The 11,433-nt window shown below is 72.3% G+C and carries 10 protein-coding genes; 9 read left to right on the top strand and 1 reads right to left on the bottom strand.

Going from position 1 to position 11,433, the window contains the following annotated elements; all coding sequences use genetic code 11:
• Nucleotides 1–174: 174 nt before the first annotated feature.
• From VIG79_RS04995 to VIG79_RS04955, 9 genes are all read left to right on the top strand, one after another.
• A complete protein-coding gene (locus VIG79_RS04995) occupies nt 175–1,899 on the top strand; it encodes a nitrite/sulfite reductase (protein WP_414672582.1) in 1,725 nt (574 codons plus the stop codon).
• Nucleotides 1,896–2,084 carry a hypothetical protein gene (locus tag VIG79_RS04990; protein ID WP_331882893.1) on the top strand — a complete coding sequence of 63 codons (189 nt, stop codon included), beginning with the start codon at nt 1,896–1,898 and terminating at the stop codon, nt 2,082–2,084. The genes VIG79_RS04995 and VIG79_RS04990 overlap by 4 nt, the downstream gene beginning before the upstream one ends.
• The gene (locus VIG79_RS04985) at nt 2,081–2,839 is read left to right on the top strand and encodes a phosphoadenylyl-sulfate reductase (protein ID WP_331882891.1); all 759 of its coding nucleotides are present in this window, start codon (nt 2,081–2,083) and stop codon (nt 2,837–2,839) included. Before VIG79_RS04990 ends, VIG79_RS04985 begins: the two co-directional genes overlap by 4 nt.
• The gene (gene cysD, locus VIG79_RS04980; RefSeq protein WP_414672587.1) at nt 2,839–3,804 is read left to right on the top strand and encodes a sulfate adenylyltransferase subunit CysD; all 966 of its coding nucleotides are present in this window, start codon (nt 2,839–2,841) and stop codon (nt 3,802–3,804) included. The genes VIG79_RS04985 and cysD overlap by 1 nt, the downstream gene beginning before the upstream one ends.
• Nucleotides 3,804–5,165 carry a sulfate adenylyltransferase subunit 1 gene (locus VIG79_RS04975; RefSeq protein WP_331882886.1) on the top strand — a complete coding sequence of 454 codons (1,362 nt, stop codon included), beginning with the start codon at nt 3,804–3,806 and terminating at the stop codon, nt 5,163–5,165. Before cysD ends, VIG79_RS04975 begins: the two co-directional genes overlap by 1 nt.
• Before the next feature lie 59 nt (nt 5,166–5,224).
• Nucleotides 5,225–7,216, top strand: coding sequence for a uroporphyrinogen-III C-methyltransferase (cobA, locus tag VIG79_RS04970; protein WP_331882883.1), 1,992 nt, complete (start codon nt 5,225–5,227; stop codon nt 7,214–7,216).
• Between the two features lie 9 nt (nt 7,217–7,225).
• Entirely contained in the window at nt 7,226–7,999 is a 774-nt protein-coding gene (locus VIG79_RS04965; protein WP_331882881.1) for an enoyl-CoA hydratase/isomerase family protein, read from the top strand.
• A gap of 11 nt (nt 8,000–8,010) precedes the next feature.
• Entirely contained in the window at nt 8,011–8,397 is a 387-nt protein-coding gene (locus tag VIG79_RS04960) for a VOC family protein (RefSeq protein WP_331882878.1), read from the top strand.
• Nucleotides 8,398–8,460: 63 nt separating this feature from the next.
• A complete protein-coding gene (locus tag VIG79_RS04955) occupies nt 8,461–10,344 on the top strand; it encodes an ABC transporter ATP-binding protein (RefSeq protein WP_331883007.1) in 1,884 nt (627 codons plus the stop codon).
• Between the two features lie 15 nt (nt 10,345–10,359).
• On the opposite strand, the gene VIG79_RS04950 is transcribed toward VIG79_RS04955, so the two are convergent.
• Nucleotides 10,360–11,373: a glyoxalase superfamily protein gene (locus VIG79_RS04950; protein ID WP_331882875.1), complete on the bottom strand. Its 1,014-nt coding sequence runs from the start codon at nt 11,371–11,373 to the stop codon at nt 10,360–10,362.
• Between the last annotated feature and the right edge of the window lie 60 nt (nt 11,374–11,433).

Here is an 11,433-nt window from a genome sequence, read left to right as displayed (position 1 = left end):
CAGCTCCGGCCGCTCCGACCCGGCCCCGGAGCGGCCGAGCTGGCCTCTCGGCGGTCAAAGACGGGGGCGCGACGGAACTCGCGACGAGGAGACGTGCCCGCTCTGCCCCGGTTCAGGAGAGTCGCGAGCCCTTTGCCACATAACGCGATCTGCGGGTTCATATAATGGACAGTTATGCGATCCGCACCGTCCCGGGAGAACACTGGACGGGTGTCCGCTGCGCCCATCACTCCTGCGCGTCCGGCCCGGCAGGCCGGCAAGGCGACCGGTGCCTGGGCTGACGGCGACCGCACGCCGCTGAACCACAACGAGGAGTTCAAGCAGGCCGACGACGGCCTCAACGTCCGTCAGCGGATCATTGACGACTACTCCCGCAACGGGTTCGCGGCCATCCCGGGTGACGACCTGCGCGGCCGGATGCGCTGGTGGGGCCTCTACACGCAGCGCAAGCCCGGGATCGACGGCGGCAAGACGGCCACCCTGGACCCCAGCGAGCTGGACGACGAGTACTTCATGTTGCGGATCCGCTCTGACGGCGGTGCGCTCTCCGGCGAGCAGCTGCGCGCCATCGCCGGGGTCAGCCAGGACTTCGCCCGCAACACCGCCGACATCACCGACCGGCAGAACATCCAGCTCCACTGGATCCGCATCGAGGATGTTCCCGCGATCTGGGAGCGCCTCGAGGCTGTCGGTCTCATGACGACCGAGGCCTGCGGCGACACGCCGCGCGTCATCCTCGGCTCGCCCGTGGCGGGCATCGCCGCCGACGAGATCATCGACGGCACGCCGGCCCTGGAGGAGATCCGGGACCGCTACATCGGCGCCCCCGAGTTCTCCAACCTGCCGCGGAAGTTCAAGACCGCGATCTCGGGCTCGCCCAGCCTCGACGTCGCCCACGAAGCGAACGACGTGTCGTTCGTCGGTGTCGTCCACCCTGAGTTCGGACCCGGGTTCGACGTCTGGGTCGGCGGCGGCCTCTCGACCAACCCGATGTTCGCCCAGCGCCTCGGTGCCTGGGTCAGCCTCGAGGAGATCCCCGAGGTCTGGGTCGGCGTCGTCTCGATCTTCCGCGACCACGGCTACCGCCGGCTGCGCAACCGGGCCCGCCTCAAGTTCCTCGTCGCCGATTGGGGCGCCGAGAAGTTCCGTGAGGTTCTGGAGAAGGAGTACCTCGGCCGGGCCCTGCTCGACGGGCCTGCGCCGGCGCTCCCACCGGACCACCGCCGCGACCACATCGGCGTCCACCCCCAGGTCGACGGCCGCAACTGGGTCGGCGTCTCGCCGGTCGCCGGCCGGGTCAGCGGCGACGTCCTCATGCGAGTCGCGGAGCTGGCCGCCACCCACGGCTCCGGCCGGGTCCGCCTCACCACCCACCAGAAGCTGCTCGTCCTCGACGTGCCGGACGAGGAAGTCGCCGCCCTCGAGGCGGGGCTGGCCGAGGTCGGCATGTCCAGCCGGCCCACCGAGTTCCGCCGCGGCGTGCTCGCCTGCACCGGCATCGAGTTCTGCAAGCTCGCCCTCGTCGAGACCAAGGCCCGGGCCCGGACGGTCGTCGAGGAGCTGGAGCGCCGCCTGCCCGAGTGGGACAGCCCGCTGTCCATCCACGTCAACGGGTGCCCGAACTCGTGCGCGAGGTTCCAGGTCGCCGACGTCGGCCTCAAGGGCCTCGTCATGACCGACGACGCGGGCGAGACGGTCGAGGGGTTCCAGGTCCACCTCGGCGGCAGTCTGGGCGACGACCCCCAGCTGGCCCGTAAGACCCGCCAGCTGCGCGTGACCGCCGACGACGTGCCCGACTACGTCGAGCGCCTCGGCCACCGCTACCTCGAGCAGCGCACCGGCGCCGACGAGAGCTTCGCCGCGTGGGCCCGCCGGGCCGACGAGGAGGCGCTGCGATGAGCCGCGCTGCGACCCCGCTCTACTGCCCGTTCTGCGGCGACGAGGACCTGCGTCCCGTCGAGGACGACGACACCGCCTGGTCCTGCCGGTCCTGCGCGCACGTGTTCAGCGTGTCCCTGGTGAGGGTCGACCACGCCAGCATCCCGGCGAACCGCCGACCGGAGCCGACAGGAGGCCGGGTATGACCACCACCGCGTCACGCGTCGAGCGCGACCTCGACAAGATCCGTCGGCTCGCCGCCGAGGGCGCCGCCCTGGTCGGCGAGGAAGGCTCCGGAGCCGGACCCGAGGCATACGAGCAGCGGGTCGAGACCGCCCGCAGGGCCGTCCGCTGGGCGGCCGAGACCTTCGGGGAGGACCTCACCGTCGCCAGCTCGATGGGCGACGAGGTCCTCGTGCACCTGGTCGGTACGACCGTCCCCGGCACCGACGTGTTCTTCCTCGACACCGGCTACCACTTCGCCGAGACCCTCGGCACCCGCGACGCGTACGCCGCGATGCTCCCGATCCGGATGCGGACGGTGCTGCCGCTGCAGACGGTTGCCCAGCAGGACGCGGAGTACGGCCCGAAGCTGCACGACCGCAACCCCGACCAGTGCTGCGCGCTGCGCAAGGTCGAGCCGCTGGAGCGTGCGCTCTCGACGCACCGCGCGTGGGTCACCGGTATGCGACGCGAGGACGCCCCCACGCGGACCGACATCGCGGTCGTCGGGGTCGACGAGCGCCGCGGGATGGTCAAGGTCAACGCCATCGCCGCCTGGACCGCGGAGGACGTCGAGCGCTATACGCAGGAGAACGGGGTCTTCGAGAACCCGCTGCGGCAGGTCGGATTCGCCTCCATCGGGTGCGCGCCGTGCACTCGCGCCGTCGCCGACGGCGAAGACCCTCGCGCGGGCCGCTGGTCGGGCCGTGCCAAGACTGAATGCGGGCTGCACACATGATGTTTGCTCCGCACACAAACAGCGTCGCGGCTACCGCTCTCGTCGACCGCCCGGTCGCGTCCCGCATCCCGCTGTCGCTCGACCACCTCGACCATCTCGAGGCGGAGGCGATCCACATCTTCCGCGAGGTCGCCGGCGAGTTCGAGCGGCCCGTGGTCCTGTTCAGCGGCGGCAAGGACTCCGTCGTCATGCTCCACCTCGCGGTCAAGGCCTTCGCCCCAGCCCCGCCGCCGTTCGCGCTGCTGCACGTCGACACCGGCCACAACTTCCCCGAGGTGCTCGACTACCGCGACGAGACCGTCGGCCGCCTCGGCCTGCGCCTCGTCGTGGCGAACGTGCAGGACTACATCGACGACGGCCGCCTGCGTGAGCGCCCGGACGGCACCCGCAACCCGCTCCAGACCGTCCCGCTGCTCGACGCCATCGAGGCCGACAAGTTCGACGCCGTGTTCGGCGGCGGCCGGCGCGACGAGGAGAAGGCCCGCGCCAAGGAGCGCGTCTTCAGCCTGCGCGACGCGTTCGGCGCCTGGGACCCGCGTCGCCAGCGCCCCGAGCTCTGGGACCTCTACAACGGCCGCCACGCGCCCGGTGAGCACGTCCGCGTGTTCCCGCTGTCCAACTGGACCGAGCTCGACGTCTGGCGCTACATCCAGCGTGAGCGGATCGTGCTGCCCGACCTCTACTACGCGCATGAGCGCGAGGTCTTCAACCGCGACGGAATGTGGCTGACGGCGGGGGAGTGGGGCGGCCCGAAGCCCGACGAGACCGTCGAGACGAGGACGGTCCGATACCGCACCGTCGGCGACATGAGCTGCACCGGGGCGGTCGAGTCGACCGCCTACAACATTGCCGACGTCATCGTCGAGCTGGCCGCCTCCCGGCTGACCGAGCGCGGCGCCACGCGGGCCGACGACCGGATGTCGGAGGCCGCGATGGAGGACAGGAAGAAGCAGGGCTACTTCTGATGTCGCTCGCTCACTCGGCGCCGGACTCGGACCTCGAGCCCGGCGCTCCTCGGCACGACCTGCTCCGGCTGGCGACGGCGGGCAGCGTCGACGACGGGAAGTCCACGCTCGTGGGCCGGCTGCTGCACGACACCAAGTCGGTTCTCGCGGACCAGCTGGCGGCCGTCGAGCGCGTCAGCCGCGACCGGGGCCTCGACACGACCGACCTGGCCCTGCTCACCGACGGCCTGCGCGCCGAGCGCGAGCAGGGCATCACCATCGACGTCGCCTATCGGTACTTCTCGACCGCCACCCGCTCGTACGTCCTCGCCGACACCCCGGGGCACGTCCAGTACACCCGCAACATGGTCACCGGCGCCTCGACCGCCGAGCTCGCCCTGATCCTCATCGACGCTCGCCACGGCGTCGTCGAGCAGACCCGCCGGCACCTCGCTGTCACCGGGCTGCTTGGGGTCCGGCATGTGGCGCTCGCGGTCAACAAGATGGACCTCGTCGACTGGGACCAGGCGGTGTTCGACCGGCACGTGGCCGGGTTCGTCTCTTTGGCAAGCGGTTTCGGCATCGTCGACGTCCAGGCGGTTCCGCTCTCCGCGTTGTTCGGCGACAACGTCGTCGACCGGTCCACCCGCGCCTCCTGGTATGCGGGGCCGACCCTCCTCGAGTACCTCGAGTCCGTCCCAGTGGGCACCGACCCGGCCGAGCAGCCGCTGCGGATGCCGGTGCAGTACGTCATCCGGCCGCAGAGCGCCGAGCACCGCGACTACCGGGGGTATGCCGGTCGGCTGGCCTCGGGAGTCGTCCACGTAGGCGACGAGGTGGTCGTCCTGCCCGCCGGCTCACGCACTCGCGTGGTCGGCATCGACCGCTCGGCGACGCCGGGCGAGCCGGGTCGCCCCGACGAGCACGACGTCGCCTTCGCGCCCCAGTCGGTGGTGCTGCGACTGGCCGACCAGCTCGACATCTCGCGCGGCGACCTCATCGCGTCGGTCGAGCACCAGCCGCAGGTCGTGCCGGAGATCGTCGGGACGCTCGCGGTTCTGTCCGATCGCCCGTTGCGCGCGCGCGACCGCGTTCTCGTCCGCGTGGGCACCCGCAACGTCCGGGGCCTCGTGGCCGACCTGGTCGACGAGCTCGACATCGCGACCCTCCAGCGTGGGCCCGCCCCGGCGTCGTTGCCGCTCAACGCGATCGGGCGGGTCCGCGTCCGGCTGGCCGAGCCGGTACCGCTCGATGACTACGCTGACCTGCGACGGACGGGTGCCTTCCTGCTCGTCGACGAGGCGGACGGCACCACCCTGGCGGCGGGCATGGCGGAGCTGGCTCCCCTCCCGAGCGCGATGGCGGGCGAGCCGGAGCTCTGACCGTCCGCAGTGCCCATCGGTCGCCATGCGCCGACCAGCCCACGCTGAAGGAGGTCCTGGTGGCCGACACTCCCGGTTACCCCGCCACGCTTCGGCTGGCGGGTCGGCGGGTCCTCGTCGTGGGTGGCGGCACCGTGGCGACCCGGCGCATACCGGCCCTGCTGGACGCCGGAGCCGTGGTCGACGTCATCGCGCCCGACGCGAGCGCCGACATCCGCGAGGCCGCAGGTGCCGGACGGCTGCGGTGGCGGCAGCGGCGGTTCCACCCACGCGACGTCCTCGAGCCGGAGCCGGCCTGGCTGGTGCAGGCCGCGGCCGACTCGCCGGCCGTCAACGCGGCGGTCGCGACGGCCTGCGACGAGCACCGCGTCTGGTGCGTCCGGGCGGACGACGCCGACGCGTCGAGCGTGTGGACGCCGGCCGTGGCCCGCGGTGCGGTCGGGACCGTGGCCGAGGGGGTCACCGTGGCTGTGACCGGCGGCGGTGACCCGAGGCGGGCGGCCGCGGTCCGCGACGCGGTCCTCGCTGGTCTCGACAGCGGGCTGCTGCCGGTCCGCCGCCAGCGCCCCCCGTCGGGACCTGACGGATCCCCCCTGGTGGGACGGGTTGCCCTCGTCGGCGGCGGCCCAGGAGACCCGGGACTTGTCACCGTCCGCGGCCGCCAGCTGCTCGCCGCGGCCGACGTCGTCGTCACCGACCGGCTCGGCCCGCGCGCTCTGCTCGACGGCCTGAGCCCGGACGTCGAGGTCGTCGACGTGGGCAAGACGCCTGGTCACCACCCGATCCCGCAGTCCCGAATCAACGAGATCCTCGTCGAGCATGCCCGGCTCGGCCGCGACGTCGTGCGGCTCAAGGGGGGTGACCCCTTCGTCCTCGGCCGGGGTGGCGAGGAGGCGATCCACTGCGCCGCCAACGGGATTCCCGTTGAGGTGGTCCCGGGCGTGACGTCCGCCGTGTCGGTACCAGCCGCCGCCGGGATCCCGGTGACGCACCGAGGGATCACGGCGTCGTTCGTCGTGGCATCGGCGCACGACGGTGCGACCGCGGCGCTCGACGCCCTGCGGGACGCGCCGGTGACCTCGACGGTCGTCCTGCTCATGGGTGTGACCGCGCTGGCCGACACCGCGCGCCGGCTGGTCGAGTCCGGTCGGCCGCCGACGACACCCGTCGCGCTGATCGAGTCCGGCTGGACCCCCGCCCAACGGACGACGGTGACGACGCTGGCCGACGCGGCCGAGGTCGCGCAGCGGGAAGGGGTCCGCTCGCCCGCGGTTGTCGTCGTGGGCGAGGTCGTCCGGATCCGCGAGCAGGTGGGCGACCTGGTTCCGCCGTCCCTCCGGGCCGATGCGGCCCCGAGCCTGGTCCTGCTCGCCCACGGCTCGCCCGACCCTCGCCACGCCGCCGGCGTGGAGAAGGTCGCCGAGCAGGTCCGCCGGCGCTGGCCGGGACACGTGCACGCCGCGTACCTCGACCACCACCCCCCGTCCGCGACCGAGGTGGCGAAACGGCTCGACGGTGGTGTCCTCGTCCCGCTGCTGCTGACCACCGCCTACCACGTCAAGACCGACGTCCCCGAGGCCGCGGCGGCGATGGACGCGCTCGGCCGGGGCCGCTACGCGGTGGCCCGTGCGCTCGGTCCGGACCCCTTGCTGTTCACCGCGGCCGACGAGCTGCTGGCTCGCGCGGGCTTCCGGCCCGACCCGCATACCGGCGTGGTGCTCTTCGCAGGAGGATCGTCGGACCGTGAGGCCATCAGCGCGATCGGCGATGCGGTCGCCGGGCAGATCCTCGCCGGCTGGGGCCCCTGGGCCGTGGCGGCACTGGCGGGTGGCGACGACGTGGAGGCGGTCGCGGACCGGCTGCGGGCCGAGGAAGCCCAGCGGGTGCTGGTCGTGACCTACATGGTCGCCGAGGGCGTGCTGCGCGACCGGATGGTGACTCATGCCGAGAAGGCCGGAGCGGAGGTCGTACCGGGCACGCTGGGCGAGACCGACGCCCTCGCGGACCTTCTCGTCCACCGCGCACGAGAGGCGCTGAGCGCGGCCCGGTAGCCTGCGCCCGTGTCTGACGTCCACCCCGGGATCCGGGTCCATCATGACGGCCCGGTCCTCACCCTGACTCTGGCGAACCCCCCGTCGCGCAACGCCCAGACCCCGTCGCTATGGCTGGCGCTGGCCCGGGTGGGGGAGTCGCTGCCTCGGGACGTCAGGGTGGTGGTGATCCGCGCCGAAGGGGCCTCGTTCTCCGCCGGTCTCAACCGGCAGCTGCTCTCGCCGGGCGGTATGCCAGGTGAGCCCGACATCCTCCAGCTCGCCACCGCGGAGGGGCTCGACGAGACCATCGCGGGCTTCCAGCGCGGCTTCGCGATCTGGCGCTCGGTGCCGGCGGTCGTCGTCGCCGCGGTCCAGGGGCACGCGGTCGGGGCCGGGTTCCAGCTGGCTCTGGCGGCCGACCTGCGCCTGCTCGCCGACGACGCCCAGCTCTGTATGCGGGAGGCCCAGCTCGGGCTCGTCCCGGACCTCGGGGGGACCGGACCGCTCGTCCATCTCGTCGGGTATGCGCGGGCGCTCGAGATCTGTGCGACCGGCCGGTTCGTGGGCGCGCGGGAGGCGTCCGACCTCGGGTTGGCCACGGCGGTGGTGCCGCGCGACGACCTCGACTCGGCGACGGCAGACCTGGTGGCGGCGTTGCTGGCGACCCCGGCGGGTTCGCTCAGGGCGCTGAAACCGTTGCTGGCCAACGCGATCCACGCCGGGGCGGACGACCAGCTCGCAGCCGAACGGGCGGCTCAGGCCGGCTTGCTGCGCGCCCTGGCCGAGCGCGCCCGGGGCTGACCCCGGTGGCCGTGTTCCGCGAGCCCCAGGTCGTCCTGTTCAGTCCCGACGTCTCGCGGGCCACGGCCTTCTACGCGTCGCTCGGCTTCGAGGAGGTCTTCCGGACCCCGGCGACCGGGGAGCCCATCCACGTCGACCTGGCGCTGGACGCATACCGGATCGGGATCGCCTCGGTGGACTCCACTCGCGACGACCACGGGCTCGAACCCGTCGCGACCGGCCAGCGCGCCGCGGTCGTCCTCTGGACCGACGACGTGCGGTCGGCCTACGCCGAGCTGGTCGCAGCCGGCGCCCCCGGCCTTCAGGATCCGCACGAGTGGCTGGGCCGGCTGCTCATCGCCTGGCTGGCCGACCCGGACGGTAACCCGGTCCAGATCGTGCAGCCGCTGTCACCCTGACGGAATAGCGTGCCGAGAGCGCAGTGTTAGGGCTGAGGTCGAAGGAGGGTGGAGCGCGTGAGCATGTCGGGCTGGATGGTCATGCGATCCATGACCCGCGACTCCGACGTCGTCGACCGCAAGCTGACCCCGGGCACGACCCGCCGCGTCGTCGGCTACGCCCGGCCGTTCCTCCGTCCGATCATCGTCTTCCTCGTCCTCGTGGTCGTGGACGCGTTCGTCATGGTGGCGGTCCCGCTGCTGCTCAAGGATCTGGTCGACAACGGCGTGACGCCGAAGGACTCCAGCGTCGTCATCCGGCTCTCGATCGTCGTGGCGGTCCTGGCCGTGTTCGACGCGGGCCTGACCATGCTGCAGCGGTGGTACTCCTCGAGGATCGGTGAGGGTCTCATCTACGACCTGCGCACCGAGGTCTTCTCGCACGTGCTCCGCCAGCCGATCGCCTTCTTCACCCGCGCCCAGACCGGGTCCCTGGTGAGCCGGCTCAACTCCGACGTCATCGGCGCCCAGGCGGCCTTCACGTCGGTGCTCTCCAGCGTGGTCAGCAACGCGGTGTCGCTCGTCCTCATCGTCGCGGCGATGTTCACCCTGTCGTGGCAGCTGACGCTCGGCGCCCTCGTTCTGGTGCCGTTCTTCATCATTCCGGCGCGGATCATGGGCAAGCGGCTGGCCGGGCTGTCGACGCTCCAGATGAACCTCAACGCCGACATGGGCAGTCGCATGACCGAGCGGTTCAACGTCGCGGGAGCGCTGCTGGTCAAGATCTTCGGCAACCCGGCCCGCGAGGACCGCGAGTACGCCGAGCGGGCGGCCAAGGTCCGCGACGCCGGCGTGAGCATCGCCCTGAACCGCACCGTGTTCATGGTGGCGCTCGGCCTGGTGGCCTCGCTGGCGACCGCGATGGTCTACGGGTTCGGTGGCGTGATGGCCGTCAACGGCGCGCTCACCGTCGGCACCCTGCTGGCCCTGGCCGCGCTGCTCTCCCGCCTGTATGCGCCGCTCACCGCGATCTCCAACGTCCGGGTCGACATCATGACCGCCCTGGTGTCGTTCGAGCGCGTCTTCGAGGTGCTCGACCTCCAGCCCCTGGTGACCGAGAAGGACGACGCCGGCCCGCTGCCCGACGGGCCCCTCGGGATCGACGTCGAGCACCTGTCGTTCCGGTACCCCTCCGCCGACGAGGTGTCCCTCGCCTCGTTGGAGTCGACCTCCTCCGGCGACCGGGGCGCGGGGGACGACGTGCTCCACGACGTGACGTTCTCGGTGGCGCCCGGGCAGCTGGTCGCCCTCGTCGGACCGTCCGGAGCCGGGAAGACGACGATCACGGCGCTCGTGTCACGGCTCTACGACCCAGGTTCCGGCGTCGTGCGGGTCGGCGACGTCGACCTCCGGGACGTCACGATGGAGTCGCTGCACGACTCCGTCGGCGTCGTCACCCAGGACGCCCACCTCTTCCACGACACGATCCGGTCCAACCTGGCCTACGCCCGACCCGACGCCACCGAGGAGCGGATGCGGGCCGCGCTCGCCGCCGCGCAGGTGCTTCGGCTGGTCGACAGCCTGCCCGAGGGCCTGGACACGGTGGTGGGTGACCGGGGACACCGCCTCTCCGGAGGCGAGAAGCAGCGCCTGGCCATCGCACGGCTGCTCCTCAAGGGCCCCCGGGTGATCGTCCTCGACGAGGCGACCGCTCACCTCGACTCCGAGTCGGAGGTGGCCGTCCAGCGCGCCCTCGACGCCGCGCTCACCGGTCGTACCTCCCTCGTGATCGCCCACCGGCTGTCGACGGTGCGCGGCGCCGACCAGATCCTCGTCGTCGACGACGGCCGCATCGTCGAGCGCGGTCGTCACTCCGAGCTGCTGGCCCAGCGGGGCCTCTATGCCGACCTCTACGAGACCCAGTTCGCCACCGAGGCGGAGCTGGCCGCCTCGGCGCCCACGCCCTAGCCCACGCCTTCGCCCTCAGGCGACGGTGTTGGCCAGCGCCGCGTACTGGCCGAGCAGCAGGTCCCACTCGCTGAACCGCGCCCGCCCGGCGACGTTGGCCGGCGTCCAGCCGCCGTGTGCGAACCGCACCCGCGTCCCGCCGAGGTGCTTTCCTACCTCGAACGTCACGTCGAGCCGGCTGGGGTACGCCGGGTCCTGAGCGAGGGTGAACGACTGCGCATAGTGGTGACCCGGCTCCCAGACGAGGACCTCGCCGAGCGGGTAGGCGTCTCCGGCCTCCAGCAGCATCGCCACGTCGCCCCCCACCCGGGGTTCGACCCGGATGCCGCGGACCGGCCCGGGGGAGTATGCGTCGTGGGGCCACCACTCCCCGAACCGGGCGGTGAAGACCTCGAAGGCTTGGTCCGGCGAGCAGGCGACCCAGAGGTACAGGACGATCGGGGCAGCGGCCTCAGCGGGCCGTGGCTCGGCCTCCGGCGGCTGCGTCGGGGCCTCCCGGTTCGACTCGACGAAGACGATCCGGTTGCTGAACGGGTCGATCACCGTGACGACGCGTCCCCAGGGTCGGTCCTCGATGCCGGGGTTCGCGTACGCATACTCCTTGGCCTTGAGCGAGAGCTGCAGGTCGAGCGCGTCGGACACCGGGACCAGGACGCCGCTGCCGGGGCTCGCGTCGCCGTGGTGGCCGCTGAGGTGCAGCCGGGCGTCGCTCCGGGAGAGCTGGGCGTAGAGGGGCTCGTGGCCGCCGGTCTCGTTGCGCCAGTCGACCCGAAAGTCGAGGTAGTCGACGTAGAACGCCAGGGCCGCCGCCTCGTCGAAGACGCGCAGGATCGGCACCACGTGGCCGTTGTGCGCCGGGGCTGCGGACGTCGCGGCGGCGAGCGTGTTCCAGTCCCGCGCGCCGAACTGTCGGGCGACGAGCTCGAGCGCCTCGCCGTGGCTGATCGCGACCCCGCGGTCGGAGAGCGCCGCCCGCAGGTGGCGTGCCATCGCCTTGGGGTCCTGGTCCGGATGTGGGGTGGTCGTCATGATGCGGTTCTTCCCGGCGGACGGTGGACCAGGTGCCTGCGTTGCTGAGAGCGGGTCCGC

This window comes from Lapillicoccus sp. (assembly GCF_036559105.1).
In the GTDB taxonomy this organism is placed as follows: domain Bacteria; phylum Actinomycetota; class Actinomycetes; order Actinomycetales; family Dermatophilaceae; genus Lapillicoccus.
Note: the sequence above shows the minus strand (reverse complement) of the source record. Positions and strands in the feature narration are given on the sequence as shown.